Genomic DNA, 20,800 nt, shown 5'->3' with positions numbered 1-20,800 from the left:
CCAAAAGTCCTATAGCTCAAAGTGACTCACCTCCTTTGAGCAAATCAACAGGTTTAAGCAGTGTGTTTTTTAATGCTGGATCCTGCTTAAACATTGTTGATGCGTGAAAGCGCAAACTCAATCATCATGTTGAAACTAATATTCAACCTCTGGCTAAATGATGAAAATGGAGTCTAAAAGGCTGGGTTCATGTGAATCCCCTGCAGACACAAAGTATCTATTTGAACTCCTCCTACCTTGGAGTTCATGAGCTACGTGGTATATTAAAATCGCGCTCAAGTGCGGTCTTAAAATATGTGTAAGTGCTTTAAGTCTTTAGACTTATTTACTTGGTAAGGATAGTTATGGCATTAATCGTTCAAAAATATGGCGGTACCTCAATGGGTACTCCAGAGCGCATTTTAAATGTTGCTCGTCGTGTAAAGCGTTGGCATGATCACGGTCACAAAGTTGTGGTTGTTGTATCTGCAATGAGTGGCGAAACCAATCGTCTACTTGCTTTAGCGAAAGCCATTACCGAAACACCTGATCCACGCGAATTAGACCAAATGGTGTCTACGGGTGAACAGGTAACGATTTCTATGTTAGCAATGGCACTTAACTCTATTGGTGTTGAAGCTAAATCACTTACAGGTCGTCAAGTTGGTATTAAAACCGACAGCGCATTTACCAAGGCGCGTATTGAAGCGATTGATACAGATGTATTGACTTCAAACCTTGACGCTGGACGTGTCATTGTTGTGGCAGGTTTCCAAGGCTTTGATGCCGAAGGTAACACTACGACTCTAGGTCGTGGTGGTTCTGACACTTCAGGTGTTGCATTGGCTGCTGCACTTAAAGCTGACGAATGTCAGATTTACACAGACGTTGATGGTGTTTACACCACTGACCCTCGTGTCGCTCCAAAAGCTAAAAAAGTTGATCGTATTTCTTTTGAAGAAATGCTTGAAATGGCATCACTTGGTTCTAAAGTCCTTCAAATTCGCTCTGTAGAATTTGCCGGTAAATACCAAGTGCCTTTACGCGTATTATCAAGTTTTGATAATGACGATGATGGCGCATTCGACGAAAACTTTAAACAAAACGTCGGGACACTAATCACCACTGAAGCGGAAGACAACATGGAACAACCAATCATCTCAGGTATCGCGTTCAACCGTGATGAAGCTAAATTAACTATTCTTGGTGTACCGGATAAACCAGGTATCGCTTCAAACATCCTTTCACCAATTGGTGATGCCAATGTTGAAGTGGATATGATTATCCAAAACGTTGAAGAAGACGGCACAACTGATTTCACATTTACAGTTAACCGTAGTGAATTATCAAAAGCGAAAGCCATTCTTGAAGCGACTGCACAAGAAATTGGTGCACGTGAAGTTGCAACTCGCGCAGACATCGTAAAAGTATCGATTGTTGGTGTTGGTATGCGCTCACACGCAGGTGTTGCAAGCAAAATGTTTACTGCTCTTGCAAAAGAAGGCATTAACATTTTGATGATTTCGACTTCTGAAATCAAAATTTCAGTGATCATCGATGAGAAATACTTAGAGCTTGCTGTACGTGCTCTACACACTGCATTCGGTCTAGACCGTGAAACAGGTGAATCAAGTGTACGTGCTTAATTAACCTTGCTGTGTGTCAAAATTTGTCATTGTTAGACAGATTTTGAAAAACATCGTAAAAATTTAGAGCCACTATAGTTTTTTTTATAGTGGCTCTGTTATATTAAACCTGAGGATTTTAAAATTTACTCAGTTTGCGACTGTCACAATGATTGTTTCAGATGCACTGCTAAATTTTTTGCTTTTACAAGTTATGAATTTTACATAACAGATCATTTGCAGGTTTTGCATTTTGCAAGGAGAGAAACATGCTGATTCTGACTCGTCGTGTCGGAGAAACATTAATGATTGGAGACCAAGTTAGCGTGACTGTACTTGGTGTTAAAGGTAATCAGGTTCGTATTGGCGTGAATGCTCCAAAAGAAGTATCTGTTCATCGTGAAGAAATTTACCAACGAATTCAACATGAACGCGCAATGCACGAACATCTCCAAAACATTGATCAAGAATATCAGCCATCTTTTGAAGAAACTGATTATTCCCAAAATAACTATAATCGCTAAGATTTAAGTTGTTTAAATCATAAAGCGGCTCATTAGGCCGCTTTAAATTTATCTAGAACATGCTTTTACTATAGACGTTCAACTAAGCTTTATTACTACCCTTCTAGAACTTTACGTACGGGGCCAAAACTGCGGCGATGTTCATCAATCACCCCATACTGCGCAATCGCTTCGAAGTGCGCTTTGGTTGGATAGCCCTTGTGTTTCGCAAAACCATACTGTGGATATTTTGCATCTAGCTCAACCATTTCGTGGTCTCGAGTCACTTTTGCCAAAATACTCGCAGCCGAAATCTCTGGATGAATCGCATCTCCGCCTACCACAGCATCACAGCTCATCGCTAAACCAGCTGGGACTTTATTACCATCTACCAACACGTGTTCTGGCTGTACATTGAGTTTTTCCACTGCACGACGCATTGCAAGTAATGATGCTTGCAAAATATTGATCTCATCAATTTCTTGTGCGGAACTTTCAGCAATCGCCCAAGCCAAGGCTTTTTCTTGAATCTCAATAAATAACTTTTCACGTTTTTTTTCAGTGAGCTTTTTAGAATCGTTTAAACCTTCAATCGGGTTATTTGGATCTAAAATGACAGCTGCCGCAACAACCGAACCCACCAATGGACCGCGACCCGCTTCATCTGCACCAGCAATTTTCATATATCTCTCACTCAAAATAAAATACGACCCTTAATTTGGATTTGCTAATACTCAGCAATACCAATGTCTGGGTCGTATAAAATGTTCTAAATCTTAGTTTTTAAATGTTTCGATCACGCAAGCATTTAAAGTATTTGTCACAATTTTAGCCGCAAGATTAGCTTGTGAAGTTTTATCCATTGCTGCTACAACCAAATCCGTTGCAGTCACGCTAGTTGTCGCTTTCTCGCCTACACATGAACACACTTCAGTTTGTAGTTCAGATTTTTGAGTTTCTGTTAATAATTTTGAACCTGTTTTCCAGTAGCTGTTGTTATTAAGCTCAGTCACGCATTTCGCTTGAACACCCACTTTAACCGCCATCATTGCCAAGCTGTTTGCTGAAGTTGTACCTGTAGAACTTGTACCTGTTGTACCAGTCGCAGCACATGCAGAAAGAACAAGCGCTAATGGCGCTAGAACAGCAACTAATTTTTTCACGAATATTTCCTTTGTTCTGTTAATTAACGCGCATATTGTGCCCCAAATCACACACCATCCGATATGACTATTTAAAATAAATTCGGTAATTGTGTAGTTAATCATCAAAGCCTGTGTTGCATATTCACAACACAGTGTCCCGATTTTAAACGACGCATATTTTTGTGGTCTGTATTAGAATCTGCATAAGATTGAACGCTTAAATAATCAACATGAGCAATAACACACAATACTACACTCGAACAGCTCAGGTCTTACATTGGCTGATGGCGATCATATTCATCGTGGCATAGTTAATTGGCTTTTATAGTGGCAATTTTCTGAGTTATGACGTCGATGGCAGCTTTAAAGGACAAGTCATTACCCTCCATAAAAATATTGCGACTACGATTATTTTTTTTGGTGGTGATACGAATCTTTTGGCGCTATACCCACCCCACACCTGAATTACCTGACAGTATGTCATCCGGCATGAAAACCTTGGCACATTTGGGTCATTTAGCACTGTATTTTGTACTACTGGCTTTACCGATTACAGGTTGCTTATTTAGCTGGAGTGCAGGTCACCCTGCTCCCGTATTGTATTTGTTTGAAATACCACGTTTGGTACAAGATAATTCTGAATTATTAGCCATCGTGAAACCATTACATATTTGGATTTCTTGGGCAGCAGGATTGCTCTTAGTGGGTCATATTTTGGCAGCATTGAAACATCATTTTATTGATAAAGACCATGTGCTCAAAAGCATGACACGACAACCAAAACCCTAATAAAGACAAAATAAAAGCCACATCATGTGGCTTTTATTGTGAGCATCATCTTTTAATTCAGCACTTGCTGAGCACAGCCACGCATACTATTCAAAACCGCTTTAGAAATCAGTTTATTCTTTTCAGTTTCATTCACTGCAGCAGTCATCAGATCTTTCGCACTAATATCATCCATGGCATGCTCACTCACGCACTGACAAATCGCAGTTTGATTGTCTTTTTTCTGTTGAGCACTCATAAACAACGCAGCGCCTTTCCAAATTTTAGAACTATTTAATTCTTGCGAGCATTGATATTCAATCACAGGCTTTAGCATACGCTGACTTAAACTTGATTTATCTGCAATAGCAGCCGATAAAATCAATACTGAGGCTAAAAATGTAATCGATGGGGCAAATATAGAGCGATTTGAATGAGAGAAAAGCATGATTTAAACATAAAAAAGGCAGTGAATATTCACTGCCTGAGATTATACGCTGATTATTAATTCAACGCTTCAATCTTTTTAATCCAAGCTTGCTTTTCAGCAACTGAAATAAATGATGCTTCAAAAGAGTTGATTGCCAGTTGCTTTAACTCTGCATTGCTTAGATCAAGCGCTTTGGTGATCGCAATGAAGTTATCATTAATATAACCACCAAAGTACGATGGATCATCTGAATTGACGGTCACATGCACACCTTGTTGCAATAGACGGCGAATATTATGCTCAGCCATATCTTTGACCACGCATAGCTTTAAATTGCTCAATGGGCAAACGGTTAATGGCATTTTCTCTGCAATTAAACGTTGCATCAAAGCAGGATCTTCTTCTGAACGTACACCATGGTCAACACGATTTACTTTCAACAAATCCAAGGCTTCCCATACGTATTCTGCTGGACCTTCTTCCCCTGCATGCGCAACGATAAGAAAACCGGCTTCACGGGCTTTTGCAAAAACACGTTCAAATTTTGATGGTGGATGACCCACTTCACTCGAATCTAAACCGACACCAATAATTTGATCTTTATATGGTAAAGCTTGTTCTAGAGTTGCAAATGCTGCGTCTTCAGATAAATGACGCAAAAAGCACATAATCAGATGTGAGCTAATGCCCAGTTTCGTTTTAGCATCATCACACGCGCGTTGTAAGCCATTCAAAACCGTTTCAAAAGCAACACCACGGTCTGTATGGGTTTGTGGGTCGAAGAACATTTCAGTATGAACCACATGATCTTCTTCACATTTTTCGAAATATGCCCATGCTAAATCATAAAAATCTTGCTCATGAATCAGTACATTTGCACCTGCATAATAAATGTCTAAAAAAGACTGTAAATTATGAAAGTTATACGCTTCTTTTAATTCTTCGACTGATTGATAAGGGATTGCAATATTGTTGCGTTGGGCAATTGCAAACATGAGTTCAGGCTCAAATGTCCCTTCAATATGCACATGTAGCTCTGCTTTTGGCAAAGCGCGAATCAGCTCAAGTTGATCCATCTCTTATCCTCATAAAAATAAAAAAGGGTGCAAACTGAGTTTACACCCTTTCGCTGTTTGACAGTATTAACCGCCAAATGCAGCAAATTTTAATGCCCAAAGTACAGCAATAATCCATACCATATACGGTACAGTTTTCGCCTTACCTGTAAGCAATTTAACTAATGCATAGCTGATGAAGCCCATTGCAATACCGTCTGCAATTGAATAGGTAAACGGCATAAATACAATTGTTAAGAATGCAGGGACTGCTTCAGTAATATCATCCCACTCAATATGAACGATACCTTGAATCATCAACACGCCAACAAACAACAATGCTGGCGCAGTTGCAAAACCTGGTACAGACTGAGCAAGTGGTGCTAAGAACAATGCCAAAATAAACAATACAGCAACTACAACTGCAGTTAAACCTGTACGACCACCGGCAGCAACACCTGCTGATGATTCAATATAAGGCGTAGTTGATGACGTACCCAATGCCGCACCCGCAACAATTGCAGATGAGTCTGCAAATAATGCTTTCTTCAAACGTGGTAATTTACCGTCTTTTAATAAACCTGCACGGTGTGATACACCGACCAATGTACCTGTAGAATCAAATAAATCGACCAAGAAGAATACAAAGATCACGCCAATCAAACTTGCGGTGAATAGACCTTCGAAGTTCATTTGCATGAATGTTGGAGCGATTGAAGGAATAGCACCTACAACACCTTTAAATTCGTTGAAGCCCAGCAGGGTTGAAATTGCAGTAATCACCAAAATACTGATGATGATTGCACCTCGTACTTTGAAGTGATGCATAACCACAACCATCAAGAAGCCAAGTAAAGCTAACAAGACAGACGGCTGTTTTAAATCACCCAGACTGACCAGTGTTGCAGGGTTATCAACAATAATGCCGGCATTTTTCAAAGAAACCAGCGCAAGGAATAAACCAATACCGCCGCCGATCGCCAGTTTAAGCGACATTGGAATCGCATTGACAATCGCTTCACGGATTTTGAACATGCTGATAGCGATAAAAACAAGGCCAGAGACAAAAACAGCTGCTAAAGCAGTTTGCCAATCCACGCCCATACCCAAACATACAGAATAGGTAAAGTAAGCGTTTAAACCCATACCGGGTGCTAAGGCAATAGGATAGTTAGCAACAATACCCATCACCAAACAGCCAATGGCTGCTGCTAAACAGGTTGCGACAAAAACAGCGCCATGATCCATACCCGTTTCGGACAAAATCATTGGATTGACAATAATGATGTAACACATTGTCAAGAAAGTAGTTACACCTGCAATGACTTCTGTTTTGAAACTGGTTTTGTTTTCGCTCAGTTTAAACAGACGTTCAAGCATGTTCTCGGAAGATGGATTAGGAGTCGTCATGACCTAGCCCCTATGAAGTAAACTTTATGCATATAAGCATTCCACAAAATTAATCATGTGATGTATTCATCATTAATTTTATGTATGCCTAAGCAACGAATATGCCAATTCGGCAGATTGTAGGCTTTAAAAAATCCTATTTTCAACAGCATACAACACAGTACAAATGTTGAAATTTGCAAACAAAAAAGCTGCATAAACCTATGCAGCTCCTCTATTTATGTCATTTAATTCGTATTTAATATCAATAAATACTGATCAAATTAATTTCGGCAAATTATAACACATTGATTTTTTAATGTTTCCACATTTTCATCGCTTTTCAATTTAGTAAATTTAAGACATTGTTTTCTTTATAAAGTTTCAAATTATTATATATAAAAACAAAATATCAATATTTAAACGAACACTTCAAGACCATGCTTGAGCTCAATGCAAAAGCAGCAAGATTGATTTTTTTTAGCGCATATAAGGTGATGCGCTCAAATCATCATTGAACACATGATTAATTTCTTGCTGTCGCTTTAACTCTGCATTCTTATAAACACTAAACCCTAAAAACACAATGCTGAGTATAAAAATTGGTATCAGTATTTTTTTCATAACAAAATTTTATTCATGTTTAAATATTTAGCTATAATAACAAAAAACTTAAACAAAAAAGTGATGTATTTCACAATTTTATATCTTATTAAGTCATTTAATAAGCTATTTGTTCGATCAATGTTAACTTTGTAATATATTTTAGACTGATAGACAAGATAATAACTGAATGTTTTTTCGAAGCCTTTTCCGCAAAAAACCTCAAATCATAGATCATTTCACCTGCGAAATTTAAAGCACGATCAATTTCACAGACCCACCATTACATCTCGAATGAAGAAGATAAAAAAAGCCGCTGAGTTCTAAGCAGCGGCTATTCATATTCTTTTCGGTCTAAGTTTTTCAATTTCGAAATTAAGCGGCTTGTTGTTCGTCTCGCTTAAAGACCAATTCGCCCTTTAAGCTACTCTCTGCATCGAAATAATAACCATCGGTATTGAACGACTTGATATCTTCAATACGTTCAATTTTATTTTCCAACAAATAACGCGCCATTAGGCCACGTGCTTTTTTGGCATAGAAGCTGATGACTTTATATTTGCCGTTCTTTTGATCCAGAAAAACAGGTTTGATGATTTCGGCTTTAATTTTTGATTCTTTGACCGACTTATAGTATTCATCTGAAGCGATGTTGACCAAAAGTTCAGAGCCGGCTTTTTCCAAATCGTCATTGATGAGATTGGTGATTGTATTATCCCAAAACTCGTACAAGTTATGTCCACGTGGGTTTTGCAACTTGGTCCCCATCTCTAAACGATATGGCATCATTAAATCCAGTGGACGCAATAAACCGTAGAGACCCGAGAGCATACGCAAATGGGTTTGTGCGTATTGAAGGTCAGTATTTGCAAGTTGATAAGCATCTAAACCGGTATACACGTCACCTTTAAAGGCAAAAATTGCTTGACGTGCATTGGCAAAATCAAAATCAGGCTGCCAATCTCGGAAGCGCTCAACATTTAAAGTCGCAATTTTCTCACTGACACTCATCAAGCTTGAAATTTCACTTGCCGACAATTTACGTGCGACTGAGATCAATTCTTCAGAATGATCTAATAGCCGTGGTTGAGTGAATTTTTCAGTCGGTAAAGCGGTTTCGTAATCTAAAGTTTTTGCTGGAGAAATTAAAGCGAGCATAAACATCCTGATTAATTTTTAATTAAACAAACTATAACAGTAGAGTATTTTCAAATCCAATCTGTGTTTTAGATAATATTAATCTGTAAACTATAGACTCTCCCGCTTTCACATTTTAGTCATTATGTCAGAACAAATGTTCATTCAAGGGCCGATGGGTCAACTTGAAATTTTTGTTGATTATCCACAGGGTGAAGTGAAAGGATTCGCGGTAGTTACACACCCTCACCCATTGCAAGGTGGTACACCACAGCACAAAGTCCCTGTGCTTTTAGCGCAAATGTTCTTAGAACGTGGCTATGTTGTTTACCGCCCAAGTTTCCGTGGTTCTGGCCAAAGTGCAGGAATACATGACGAAGGCAATGGTGAAACCAAAGACACTATGCAAGTCATTGAATTTGCTCGTAACCAACATCCGAACCTGCCATTTTATGCAGGCGGTTTTAGTTTTGGTGCAAATGTCATGACTAAATGCTATGCCCTATTGCCAGTAGAATTGCAGCCTGTACAAACTATTTTATGTGGCCTACCAACCACAACAGTTGCAGGTGTACGTCACTATGTGACACCGCATATCAAGGGGGATATTTTATTTATTCATGGTGAAGAAGATAATGTCACACTGTTATCTGACTTGATTCAGTGGGCCAAACCACAGCGCCATTTAATCACGGTTTTACCAGGTGCAAACCACTTCTTTACAGGTTATCTAAAACAGCTTCGTATCGCAATTTCACGCTTTTTAGTATAAAAAATACAAAAAAATGAGTCAGCTTAACTGGCTCATTTTTTTTGCCTAGCGAACGCTCTATTCCCCCAATATTTCAGATAAACTGAACTACTCGCTTTTCGATTTATCCATTTTTTTTTGCATTAGCGATCATAATTCGTTCAACATGTAATGACTTAAGCCGATGCTCGTTTAATTTTGATTACGCCTCAATTTTTTATCTAAAAACCAATAATTTACTTGTTTAAATAATCAACTACAGAAATAATACCCAGAAAAATTAAGATAAAATTTAGAGGGAAAAATGAAATTTATTGTTGCTGTGATTTTAAGTCTAGGCATTGCAGCTTTGGTCTATTATTTTAATTCACCCCCATCCACAACGACAAATTTGCCAGCATCTACGGTTGCTGCGAACGATGGTCCCAAAGCCTATTTGACTGCGTCATACAAGATGAATGTCGATGGTCGTGATTTTAGCTTAAAGATGGTCTATGACTTTCCCAACAGCCAAGTGTGTGAAGCCCAACTCAACAGCACTGACACCATGAATATGATTTCAACCTTTAAGCAACGCTGTTCGAGTGACTCGGTGTGTAAAGAAGCTGAAATTTCGTCTTGTTCATCTTTTACCGATCAAAAATATAAAGATATGCTCGATAAAAACTATCATGACACCCATTATATTTATCTTAGCGATAGCAAATTGACTGATCAACGTGGTGTGATTGTGTTTTGGGGACTCAATGAACAAGAGTCAGAAAAAATGTGTGACTATGTGAAAAAGAGCAATCGAACTATTAATCCTATCAATATTGAATGTCTATAACGTTGTTCGATACACCGTTAAAAAATAAAAAAGCAGCACTATGCTGCTTTTTTATAGATGATTTTTAATTCAATTTTTCAGTTCATTTCGTCATTTGTTTCCATTGAAACTCACTATACGAGTCTTCTTCTTTTAAACTGTTTTCGACCGCTTGAGCCAATTGATTCAACAAACTTTGCTCAGTAATACGATCTAACCAATCTTGGTCTTCATCTGGATAAGAGGTAATTTCACAGACTAGACGACCTGATTCATCCTGCCCCTGACATGTCACTGAAAGTGGCAATTCATGTTGATCGACACTGACTGCAATCTGATCACCACTTTGCGATAACGTTTGAAAGCCATATTTCTCAAGCTTACTTGCTAAAAACTCAGCCACTTGAGTTTGCGTATCAGCACTGCTTTCAACTCGATTTGAATCGCTATGGGCGGTGAATTGTAGTTTTCTCATGTATCTATCCAAAGACATTCTTGTTGTATAGTTTTAGCATAAGCAATTAAAACCAAACAGCCAAGCATTTGCTTGGCTGTTGTTGAATAAATATACAAATTTAGTGAATTATTTATTCACTTACCGCAATCGTTAAACCGGCTTGAGTCGCTAGCTCTGTAAATGTCGGGAAGCTGGTCGCAACAGTTTCTGTACCCACGATATTAATTTCACCCGAAGTACGTAAACCTGCCATTGAGAAGCTCATTGCAATACGGTGGTCATGATGTGATTCGATTTGACCACCTGTGAAGATTGCACCCCACTCACCCGCTTTGCCTTGACCTTCAATGATAATGCCGTCCTCGGTTGGCGTACAATCGATACCCATAATTTTTAGGCCATCTGCCATCACTTGAATACGATCCGACTCTTTCACTCGAAGTTCAGCTGCACCAGTCAAAATGGTTTGACCCTCTGCACATGCAGCAGCAATAAATAACGCTGGGAATTCATCAATCGCCAATGGCACTTGATCTTCTGGCATATGAATGCCTTTGAGTGTACGTGAACCACGAATACGAATATCTGCAATCGGCTCACCGCCAGCGATACGTTCATTTTCAACAGTCAGGTCAGCACCCATCTGTTTTAAAATTTCGATCACACCTGTACGTGTTGGATTAATGCCGACCGCTTCAAGTGTGACATCTGAACCTTCAGTAATCGCTGCACCCACCATAAAGAATGCTGCAGATGAAATGTCAGAGGGTACTTGAATGTCTGTACCGACTAACTTGCCACCACCTTGAAGTGAAATGCGGTTGCCTTCTGTTTTCACGTCATAACCAAATGCACGAAGCATACGCTCTGAATGGTCACGTGTCGGTTCTGGCTCAGTGACAACAGTTTCACCTTCCGCCCAAAGACCTGCCAACAAAATACCAGATTTTACTTGTGCAGATGCCATAGGTAAGTCGTAGTGAATACCTTTCAGGTTTTGACTTCCAGAAATAGACACGGGCGGCGTACCACGCTCACCTGTGGTTTGAATTTGCGCACCCATTTCACGTAATGGTTTTGCAATACGTTCCATTGGACGTTTTGATAATGACGCATCACCCGTCATCACCGAATCAAACTTCTGTGCCGACAACATGCCTGAAAGCAAACGCATTGAAGTGCCTGAGTTACCCATATACAAAGCGCCTGCTGGTGCTTTTAAACCATGCATGCCTACACCATGAATGGTAACTTCGCCGTTTTTAGGTCCTTCAATACTCACACCCATATCGCGGAATGCTTGGAGAGTTGCCAAGGCATCTTCACCTTCTAGAAAACCAGTGACATGCGTTGTGCCTTCTGCAATAGCACCAAACATGATAGAGCGATGTGACACAGATTTATCACCTGGCACAGTAAATTTACCTTGGAATTGCTTTGGACCCGGTAAAATTTTGAATTGCTGTGTCGTCACTTTATTTTTCTCCATCAGTGGTTTCTTTGCGAGCATGTGATTGAAATGTTGGCGTGCCGCTTGTGCATGTCCCAACAGTCCCATCAACGCTTGTGAGTTTTCATCTTCAATCAGTTTGCGAAGAATAGCCAATTGTTTTTCAAAGCCATCTACCGCATTTAAAATTGCCTTTTTATTGGCAAAAAAGATGTCATGCCACATATGTGGGTCGCTTGCAGCAATGCGTGAGAAATCACGAAAACCGCCAGCGGCATAACGGAAAATATCTAAATTGTCTTCTCGGTTCGCGAGTTGCTCAACCAAGTTAAATGCCATCAAATGCGGAAGATGACTGGTATGGGCCAACACTTCATCGTGTTTTTCCACATCCATGCAAATCACTTCCGCTTTAGCAGCTTGCCACAATTGAATCAGTTTCTCTACAGCCCAATCTGCACTGCTAGGTAAAGGTGTCAAAATCACTTTGTGATTAGCAAATAAATCCACTTTACCGGCATGCACACCTGTCAGTTCAGCCCCAGCAATCGGATGCCCTGGTACAAAACCAGCAGGTAATTGCTCACCATAGACTGCTTTCGCTGCATCAACGACATTGCCTTTGGTACTTCCAACATCGGTAATAATCGTCTGTTCGGATAGATAAGGCTTGATCGCTTCAAGGACTTTTTGTGTCGCACGTACAGGCAAAGCCAAGACAACGAGATCTGCACCTTTGACCGCTTCAGCAGGATCGCTATAACCCTGCTGAATAAGCCCTAAAGCTTTTGCATCTTCTAAAGTTTTTTGTGAACGCGTAGACGCCACAATTTCCTTAGCCAATCCTTCAGCAATCATGACACGAGCTAGGCTTGAGCCAATCAGTCCAAGCCCAATAAAAGCAACTTTTTCAAATAGTGGCACAGACATGACTTAAGCTTTAACCTCTAAGCCCAAAACTTTAGCCAATGCCGCTAAGAATTTAGCATTTTCAGCTTCAGTCCCAATTGATACACGTAAATGCTCAGGGATACCAACTGGACGAACAATCACACCTTCTTTTAATAAAGCATTGAAAGTCTGTGCAGGATCTGCTTTTACATTTACTAAAATGAAGTTGGCACGTGAAGGTACATACGCTAAACCTAAAGCATCAAAGCCTGACTCAAGTTGAGCCATACCTGCTTTATTGACTACACGTGATTTTTCAATGAACGCTTCATCTTTAAGTGCAGCAACTGCAGCAACCATTGCTAAATGGTTGACGTTAAATGGTTGACGAATACGATTGAGGAAATCCGTCACTTCAACTGAAGCCAAGGCAAAACCAACACGTAACGCAGCCAAGCCATAGCATTTTGACATGGTACGGCTAACGATTAAGTTTGCGTATTGATCTAAGAATTTCAAGCTGTTGAAGTTTTCTGGGAAATATTCCACATAGGCTTCATCTAAAACCACGATCACATTTGCAGGTACTTTTTGCATGAACGCTTCAAATTCAGCTTCTTCAAACCATGTACCTGTTGGATTATTTGGGTTCGCAATAAAAATCAATTTAGTATTGTCTTTGATTGCCGCAGCCATTGCATCTAGGTCATGTGAAAAACCTTTTGCAGGCACTTCAATCGCTTCAGCATTAATGGCTTGTGTCACCAGACCATACACAGCAAATGCGTGTTGGCTATACACCACAGAGTCTTGCTCTGAAACAAAAGCACGAGCAAAAATTTCTAGAAGATCGTTTGAACCATTACCCAACGTAATACGGTCATGTGCAATACCAAATTGTTTTTCAACTTGGTCTTTCAAAATAAAACCGCCACCATCCGGATATCGACCAATTTCTGCAAGTTCAGCAGCAACCGCTTCTTTCACTTTGTCAGAACAACCCAATGGGTTTTCATTTGATGCGAGTTTTACGATATCTGTAATACCCAACTCACGCTCAAGTTCACTAATTGGTTTACCTGGTTGGTAAGGCTTTAGCTTTGCAATGCCTTCATTGGCTGGGACAAACGTCATTTTACACTTCCAGTTTTTTCAAATGATGAAGGTGATCAACTCCTGATGGAATTGATCACAGTTGTGATCTTAAAGAACAGCAATCGGATATGAACCCAATACACGAATTTCTTTTACTAACGGACGAATTTCTTCAATTGCCGCTTTCACGTTTTCTTGCTCAACATGACCTTCCAAGTCCACAAAGAATACATAAGCCCATTTTTCTGGTAATGCAGGACGTGTTTCGATACTTGTTAAGCTAATATTATGCTTGGCAAACGGTGCAAGAATTTCAAGTAAGGCCCCCGCACGGTCATGCGCAGAAATCAACAATGAAGTTTTATCATTGCCCGATTGCGGTACTTTCTCACGACCAATCACCAAGAAACGAGTAGTATTTTCAGGATTGTCTTCAATATTGCTATGCAAAATTTCAAGGTTGTAAATGTTCGCAGCGACTTCAGAAGCAATTGCTGCTGAGTGCCATTCATTGCGAATACGGCGTGCAGCTTCTGCATTTGAACTGAGTGCAACACGTTCTACACCTGGATAATGAGCATCTAACCAACCACGGCATTGCGCCAAAGTTTGTTGATGAGCATAAATTTGTTTAATGCTGTCTTTACGTGTGTTTTCAGACACTAGGAACTGGTGATGAATACGCAGCTCCACTTCACCAATAACATTCAGATGTGAAGATTTGAAGCAATCTAGGGTGTGGTTCACTACACCTTCAGATGAGTTCTCTACAGGCACTAAACCATAGTGCGCACTGCCTGCTTCTACTTCGCGGAATACTTCATCAATCGTTGGAAGAGGGCGAACAACAGCGTCTTGACCAAAGTGTTTCAACACCGCCGAATGTGTATATGTCCCAACTGGACCTAAGAACGCAATACTTTGCGGTGCTTCAAGGGCTAAACAAGCCGACATGATCTCACGGAATAAACGTGCCATTGTCACATCAGACAATGGGCCTTCGTTACGATCCATAACTTTACGTAAAACTTGTGCTTCACGTTCAGGACGATAAAACAGTGGATTCTCTTCAGCAGCAAATTTTGCTTTTGCAACTGCCTCAGCTAGTTTCGCACGACGATTGATAAGTTGTTGAATCTGCATATCAACAGAGTCGATATCTTCACGAATTTGAGCTAAGTCCAGAGAAGTCGGAGTGTTTTGATCATCGTTGATCATTGCTATGTCGCCCTTCAAAAAAATTTTGCAAACAGTATAACAATAGTTAGCTTTCAAATGTTGCGCAATACGACTTTGATGGTTTCAGCCTTAAAAACATACAGTTGATTAAAGCTTCATCAGCTTAACTTAAGAGCCAAAACAGCCAAACTGATAGGTAAAGCCATAATTAAGGCAAATCTTACTTTTTGACGGCTTTATTGATCATTCATCTTGAGCAGCACAATAAGTAGCCCTTCTCCTTTCTAGCTAATTTGAATAGATCCATCTCCTTGTATAAGCCCATCAATCAATTTGTTTCATTGGTCATTTCATTTTTAAATTTTGCTCTCAATACCTGCAGCAAAATAAAAAATTCAAAACTTGGCTTTCATGGCATAGAAATAATTTGAAACTTAAAGATGATCTGTATAAACACTTGGTCATTGATCGTTTTTTCAGTGACTTAATAGGCACTTTCATCTAGTGTTTACAGTCATTGACGCATTTATTACAAAAGACACAGGTAATTTTTATCATTGCTTTGTAGTCTAAATATCAGAAAAAAAATAACAGACCCATAGGTACAAGTATGCACAAGAAAATTGCAGTGTTAGTGACCTACGATTTTGAAGATATTGAGTATCTTGAGCCTGTAGAGGCATTTCGAGCCGCTCGGCACAGCATTATCAATATCGAAGATCAGGTTGGAAAAATCGTTCACGGCATTAAACGCCGTTCCCAGATCACCATTGACCAAAGTATCGACGACGCCTCTGTGAATGATTTTGATGCCTTGTTTATTCCCGGCGGTTATTCCCCAGAGAAACTCGCTTTAGATGACCGTTTTATCTATTTTGTACGTAATTTTGCAGATAGCCAAAAGCCGATCTTGAGCAGTTGCCATGGTCCACAGTTGTTATTAGAAGCTGGTGTCATACAAGGTCGCCATTTCGCCCAATCTGAAACGCTGAAATCTGCTTTACTAAACGCAGGTGTGGTGGTGTCGGATCAATCGGTCGTGAATGATAATAACCTGTATATATCGTCTCGCAGTACTTTAGATACCCCTGAATTTATTGAAGTCTGTCTGCAAGTTTTGGGGCAACCGTCATTATCATAGGTCTCAATATATTCACTTACACTCAACCGCACAATCTAATTCAAATAAGCAAATCTATAGAAATACATCGTCTCTATAGAAATACATCCTAAAAAAAATAGCGAAGTCTTCACTTCGCTATTTTAATTTCAGCCTGATAAATTGTTTATCGACCTAAAATACTTCGTGCCACGATTTCTTTCATAATTTCATTGGTGCCACCGTAGATTTGCTGAATACGTGCATCGACAAAGAAACGTGAAATTGGATATTCCGTCATATAACCATAGCCACCAAATAATTGAAGTAGATTATGGGCCACTTTCATTTGCATATCGGTAGAGAAGGTCTTGAGGGCTGCTGCAGTTTCAACATCAAGTTTGCCTTGCATATAAAGCTCAACATTTTGATTATAAAATGCCGCTGTAGCCAATTCGTCAATCTTAGCCTGTGCCAAGACAAAACGAGTATTTTGGAACTGTCCGATCGCCTGTCCGAAGGCTTGTCGCTCTTTAACATACTGCGTTGCCACATCAATGGAACCACGAATCGCACCAATTGCAGTCGAGGCAATTGCGGTGCGTTCACGCGGTAACTCTTGCATCAAGTAAGCAAAGCCTTGTCCAGCTTGACCCAAAAGTTGCTCTTTTGGCACTTTGACGTTGTCATAAAACAACTCTGAAGTGTCTTGCGCATGCAGACCAATTTTGTCGAGGTTGGTACCTTTCTTAAATCCATCCAAATGTGTATCGACTAAAAGTAGTGACACGCCTTTGGCACGTGCTTGCGGATCGGTTTTCGCCGCCAATACCACTAAGTCTGCATGTTGACCATTTGAGATAAAGGTTTTCGAACCATTGAGAAGATAATAATCACCCTGCAAAATTGCACTACTGCGCATAGACTGCAAGTCCGAACCTGCTCCCGGCTCTGTCATACCAATAGCACCGACCACTTCACCTGTGATCATTTTCGGTAACCAATATTGTTTTTGTTCTTCTGAACCAATGTGCAAAATATACGGTGCTGCAATTTCAGAATGGCATGAAATACCTGTCGATAATGCACTAAAACCTGCTCGCGCAGATTCTTCGACTAGCATCAGTGAATAATGCGTTGGGACGCCATAGCCGCCATATTCTTCAGGCACATCCACACATAAAAAGCCATTTTCACCCAAGGCATTCCATACTGATCGCGGCATAATGCCTTCACGTTCCCATTGCTCATAATGTGGTGCGACATGCTCTGCCATAAAACGGCGAAAGTTATCTCGAAATAATTCTAAGTCTGCATCATAAGCCAGCATGTGTTTCTTCCTTGGTTAAGTTTGTTGTTTTGTTGAACTCCATCCTATTGCAGTTTAGAACAGCCGTCATGCCTAAAAACTAAAGCGTTCAAATTTGGCTTTAGTTCTGCATTAAAAAAGGAAGCCGAAGCTTCCTTTTTTAATTACATCTTTTACATCACAGCATCTGCCTTAGGCATGATGTGCATTGCCTTCTTCTTGCATCTGACGGTCAATTTCTTCAGGATTTGCTAAAGCAAAATCCAGTTTTTCTTTGTCTAATTGACCCACCCATTTCGCAACCACAATCGTTGCCAATGAGTTACCGACAAGGTTGGTTAATGCACGTGCTTCTGACATGAAACGGTCAATACCAAGAATCAATGCCAAACCAGCAACAGGAATATGCCCCACAGCAGACAATGTTGCAGCCATGACAATAAAGCCTGAACCCGTCACACCCGCAGCACCCTTAGATGAGATGAGTAGGACCAACAACAACGTGATCTGATGCGAAATATCAAGCGGTGTATTGGTCGCTTGTGCAATAAAGATTGCTGCCATGGTCAGGTAAATAGACGTACCATCTAGGTTAAATGAATAACCTGTTGGAATAACCAGACCCACTACAGATTTTTCTGCACCAGCAAGTTCGAGTTTTTTCAACATACGTGGCAGTACAGATTCTGAAGATGACGTACCCAGTACAATCAAGAGTTCTTCGCGAATCATACGAATCATTTTGAGGATACTGAAACCGCAAATACGTGCAATTGAGCCAAGTACAAGAAAAATAAACAGCAAACAGGTAATATAGAAGCAGATGATCAACTGACCCAATTGCGCCAAACTACCGATACCATATTTACCAATGGTATAAGCCATCGCACCGAAGGCACCAATTGGCGCAAGCTTCATGATCATGTTTACAATGTTAAAGAATACATGTGCAATTTGATCAATAAACTTCAATACAGGCTTACCTGCATCACCAAGTTTATGCAATGCAAAACCAAATAATAAGGCAAATAATAGAACTTGAAGAATCTCACCCTCAGCAAACGCACCAACAACGGTGTTTGGGATGATATTCATAAAAAATTCTTGGGTAGATTGTGCTGCACCAGATTCAACATATTTAGAAATACCTGCAGTATCTAAAGATGCTGGATCTACGTTCATGCCTACACCAGGTTTTGCAATATTAATCACTGCAAGACCGATAATGAGTGCGATGGTCGAAACGATTTCGAAGTATAGTAAAGCGACCCCACCTGTCTTACCCACAGATTTCATGCTTTCCATACCTGCAATACCACTTACCACGGTACAGAAGATCACAGGTGCAATAATCATTTTAATCAGCTTGATGAAACCTTGTCCTAGTGGATAGAACAATTCACCCCAGCCTTTTACGTATTGCTCGGTACCATTGATAATTTGCGTGCCACTTGGTGAGAAATGCCCCACCAAAACACCCGCAATAATGGCAACGATCACTTGAAAATATAGTGACTTATAAATTGGTTTTTTAGCCATGACATTACTTCACGATATATTTCTGCTTCAAAGAAATATTCAGTTTTTGTCTATTTTCAAAAAATAAACAGCCCAAAACCCCTTTGTCTTCGACAAAAGAGCACCAAAGGTATTTGACTTAGCCAAATACAGAAAAACGAAATATGTATGGTGATTAAATAATCACATCAGGACCTGATATAAAATCAGCGCATTGATCAGGAGATGAAACACATACTAAAGTAGGTTAAATTTTACCTGTTTTTTAAGGGCTTGTTCTGCCACAAATGTTAATTTCGGTTAAATAATAGACCGAGTTTATTAGACGATAGTCTAAAGACATCCTTTTTAAAACCTGTTATCAGGCTGAAAAATACCAACTATAGAAGTAAACTATCCTTAAGTCCTAATTTTAAGCCCCGTATTTGCATGAACAATAAACGAAATATTTACAAAGATTTTGAACATCCTTTTGCGCAATTTGTCCGTATCGTGGGTAAAGGAAAGAATGGTGCACGTTCGCTCACTTATGATGAAGCCTACCAAGCGTTCAGCATGATCTTAAAAGATGAGGTTTTAGACGTTCAATTGGGCGCTTTCCTGATGTTATTGCGTGTAAAAGAAGAATCTGTCGATGAACTCACTGGCTTTGTCCAAGCCTCCCGTGATCAACTCAAGTTTAAAAAGCTTGATGTCGATTTAGATTGGTCATCTTATGCAGGTAAACGTAAACATTATCCTTGGTTTTTATTGGCCGCATTAACGCTGGCAAAACACGGCTACAATGTCGTGATGCATGGTGCTTCAGGTCATACCATTAACCGCCTTTATACAGAACAAGTATTAGAGTATTTGGGTTTTCCTATTTGCCAAAATGATACAGATGTGGAACAGCAGCTCAATCAGCGTCATTTTGCTTATATTCCGCTCGACGTCATTTCGCCAATACTCAGTGATCTAATTTCACTGCGCAATGTGATGGGTTTGCGTTCCCCAATTCACACCCTTGCCCGCCTAATAAATCCGTTTAATGCCAAAGCCACCATGCAAGCGATTTTCCACCCAGCCTATCGTGGATCACATCAACGTGCGGCATTCCAATTGGGTTATCAAAATAGTGCTGTCATTAAGGGTGAAGGTGGTGAATTCGAACGTAACCCCGATGCAAAAACCTTAATTTGTGGCATCAAGGATGGTGAAATGTATGAACATGAATTGCCTAAACTGACGGACAACCGCAGTCCCGTCGAAGAAGAACTCGATTTGGCCGTCTTTAAAGCCGTTTGGGACGGTCAGCAGACACATCAATATGGTGACATCGCGGTCACCGAAACCATGGGAATCGCACTGTATACCATGGGTGCCGTCGCAAGTTTTGATGAAGCGATGCAAAAAGCCAAAGCGCTTTGGGCAGATCGGTTCTAATATAATTATTGTGGCTCTAGACTAGGAGAGTGAATCATTTCTCTGAATTCACTCTCCTATTTTTTCATATTTAACTGATGTTACGCGCGTAAAAGTAGTTACGCATTTTTAAAATGATTTTTTAAGTCTATTCGACGGAGTCTTGCATCTAGGGTTTGAATAAAGGGATTAGCCTTCGGCTGGA

General features: G+C 40.0%; 18 protein-coding genes and 1 pseudogene. 7 read left to right on the top strand and 12 right to left on the bottom strand.

Features of this window, described 5'->3' with window-relative positions; genetic code table 11:
* The first annotated feature begins 344 nt into the window (after positions 1-344).
* Together FTT85_RS10510 and csrA are read left to right on the top strand one after the other, a co-directional pair.
* Positions 345-1,625, top strand: coding sequence for an aspartate kinase (locus FTT85_RS10510; RefSeq protein WP_180183504.1), 1,281 nt, complete (start codon positions 345-347; stop codon positions 1,623-1,625).
* Positions 1,626-1,873: 248 nt separating this feature from the next.
* Positions 1,874-2,128 (top strand): carbon storage regulator CsrA, encoded by a 255-nt coding sequence (gene csrA, locus FTT85_RS10505; protein WP_078189080.1) that lies wholly within the window; start codon positions 1,874-1,876, stop codon positions 2,126-2,128.
* Between the two features lie 95 nt (positions 2,129-2,223).
* On the opposite strand, the gene rnhB is transcribed toward csrA, so the two are convergent.
* Positions 2,224-2,790: a ribonuclease HII gene (rnhB, locus tag FTT85_RS10500; protein WP_180023961.1), complete on the bottom strand. Its 567-nt coding sequence runs from the start codon at positions 2,788-2,790 to the stop codon at positions 2,224-2,226.
* 93 nt (positions 2,791-2,883) lie between these two features.
* Positions 2,884-3,270 (bottom strand): hypothetical protein, encoded by a 387-nt coding sequence (locus tag FTT85_RS10495; protein ID WP_168379346.1) that lies wholly within the window; start codon positions 3,268-3,270, stop codon positions 2,884-2,886.
* A gap of 212 nt (positions 3,271-3,482) precedes the next feature.
* Here FTT85_RS10495 and FTT85_RS10490 point away from each other — a divergent pair.
* A pseudogene (locus FTT85_RS10490) lies at positions 3,483-4,041 on the top strand (cytochrome b).
* 52 nt (positions 4,042-4,093) lie between these two features.
* Here the strand turns inward: FTT85_RS10490 and FTT85_RS10485 are convergent.
* The 4 genes from FTT85_RS10485 to yaaA all read right to left on the bottom strand — a co-directional run bounded on the left by FTT85_RS10485 (position 4,094) and on the right by yaaA (position 8,655).
* The gene (locus FTT85_RS10485) at positions 4,094-4,468 is read right to left on the bottom strand and encodes a hypothetical protein (protein ID WP_180183503.1); all 375 of its coding nucleotides are present in this window, start codon (positions 4,466-4,468) and stop codon (positions 4,094-4,096) included.
* 56 nt (positions 4,469-4,524) lie between these two features.
* Entirely contained in the window at positions 4,525-5,526 is a 1,002-nt protein-coding gene (locus FTT85_RS10480; protein WP_180183502.1) for an adenosine deaminase, read from the bottom strand.
* Between the two features lie 66 nt (positions 5,527-5,592).
* A complete protein-coding gene (locus FTT85_RS10475) occupies positions 5,593-6,915 on the bottom strand; it encodes an NCS2 family permease (protein ID WP_180183501.1) in 1,323 nt (440 codons plus the stop codon).
* A gap of 957 nt (positions 6,916-7,872) precedes the next feature.
* Positions 7,873-8,655 (bottom strand): peroxide stress protein YaaA, encoded by a 783-nt coding sequence (gene yaaA / locus FTT85_RS10470; RefSeq protein WP_078189087.1) that lies wholly within the window; start codon positions 8,653-8,655, stop codon positions 7,873-7,875.
* Positions 8,656-8,779: 124 nt separating this feature from the next.
* Here yaaA and FTT85_RS10465 point away from each other — a divergent pair, with 124 nt between their 5' ends.
* Positions 8,780-9,406 (top strand): alpha/beta hydrolase, encoded by a 627-nt coding sequence (locus tag FTT85_RS10465; protein WP_078189088.1) that lies wholly within the window; start codon positions 8,780-8,782, stop codon positions 9,404-9,406.
* Between the two features lie 283 nt (positions 9,407-9,689).
* On the top strand, positions 9,690-10,214 hold the full coding sequence (locus tag FTT85_RS10460; protein WP_180183500.1) for a hypothetical protein: 525 nt from the start codon (positions 9,690-9,692) through the stop codon (positions 10,212-10,214).
* A gap of 82 nt (positions 10,215-10,296) precedes the next feature.
* Here FTT85_RS10460 and FTT85_RS10455 read toward each other — a convergent pair whose 3' ends face one another.
* The 4 genes from FTT85_RS10455 to pheA all read right to left on the bottom strand — a co-directional run bounded on the left by FTT85_RS10455 (position 10,297) and on the right by pheA (position 15,304).
* Complete coding sequence (locus FTT85_RS10455; RefSeq protein WP_180010854.1) at positions 10,297-10,668, bottom strand: hypothetical protein; 372 nt, start codon at positions 10,666-10,668, stop codon at positions 10,297-10,299.
* Between the two features lie 112 nt (positions 10,669-10,780).
* On the bottom strand, positions 10,781-13,030 hold the full coding sequence (locus FTT85_RS10450) for a bifunctional prephenate dehydrogenase/3-phosphoshikimate 1-carboxyvinyltransferase (protein WP_180095076.1): 2,250 nt from the start codon (positions 13,028-13,030) through the stop codon (positions 10,781-10,783).
* Positions 13,031-13,033: 3 nt separating this feature from the next.
* On the bottom strand, positions 13,034-14,125 hold the full coding sequence (gene hisC, locus FTT85_RS10445; protein ID WP_180010858.1) for a histidinol-phosphate transaminase: 1,092 nt from the start codon (positions 14,123-14,125) through the stop codon (positions 13,034-13,036).
* A gap of 69 nt (positions 14,126-14,194) precedes the next feature.
* Positions 14,195-15,304 carry a prephenate dehydratase gene (pheA, locus tag FTT85_RS10440; protein ID WP_078194414.1) on the bottom strand — a complete coding sequence of 370 codons (1,110 nt, stop codon included), beginning with the start codon at positions 15,302-15,304 and terminating at the stop codon, positions 14,195-14,197.
* A gap of 571 nt (positions 15,305-15,875) precedes the next feature.
* On the opposite strand from pheA, the gene FTT85_RS10435 reads away from it, so the two are divergent.
* Positions 15,876-16,406: a DJ-1/PfpI family protein gene (locus FTT85_RS10435; RefSeq protein WP_180009485.1), complete on the top strand. Its 531-nt coding sequence runs from the start codon at positions 15,876-15,878 to the stop codon at positions 16,404-16,406.
* 145 nt (positions 16,407-16,551) lie between these two features.
* Here FTT85_RS10435 and FTT85_RS10430 read toward each other — a convergent pair whose 3' ends face one another.
* Both FTT85_RS10430 and FTT85_RS10425 read right to left on the bottom strand, forming a co-directional pair.
* A complete protein-coding gene (locus FTT85_RS10430; protein ID WP_180009486.1) occupies positions 16,552-17,694 on the bottom strand; it encodes an acyl-CoA dehydrogenase family protein in 1,143 nt (380 codons plus the stop codon).
* A 171-nt stretch (positions 17,695-17,865) separates the two neighbouring features.
* Entirely contained in the window at positions 17,866-19,212 is a 1,347-nt protein-coding gene (locus tag FTT85_RS10425; RefSeq protein WP_180005246.1) for a dicarboxylate/amino acid:cation symporter, read from the bottom strand.
* 408 nt (positions 19,213-19,620) lie between these two features.
* Between FTT85_RS10425 and FTT85_RS10420 the strand changes: the two genes are divergently transcribed.
* The gene (locus FTT85_RS10420; RefSeq protein ID WP_180183499.1) at positions 19,621-20,616 is read left to right on the top strand and encodes a glycosyl transferase family protein; all 996 of its coding nucleotides are present in this window, start codon (positions 19,621-19,623) and stop codon (positions 20,614-20,616) included.
* The last annotated feature ends 184 nt before the right edge of the window (positions 20,617-20,800 follow it).

Source organism: Acinetobacter sp. YH01020 (assembly GCF_013420275.1).
Classification (GTDB): domain Bacteria; phylum Pseudomonadota; class Gammaproteobacteria; order Pseudomonadales; family Moraxellaceae; genus Acinetobacter; species Acinetobacter amyesii.
The sequence above is the reverse complement of the archived record's forward strand: the minus strand, read 5'-3'. Positions and strand labels throughout refer to the sequence as shown.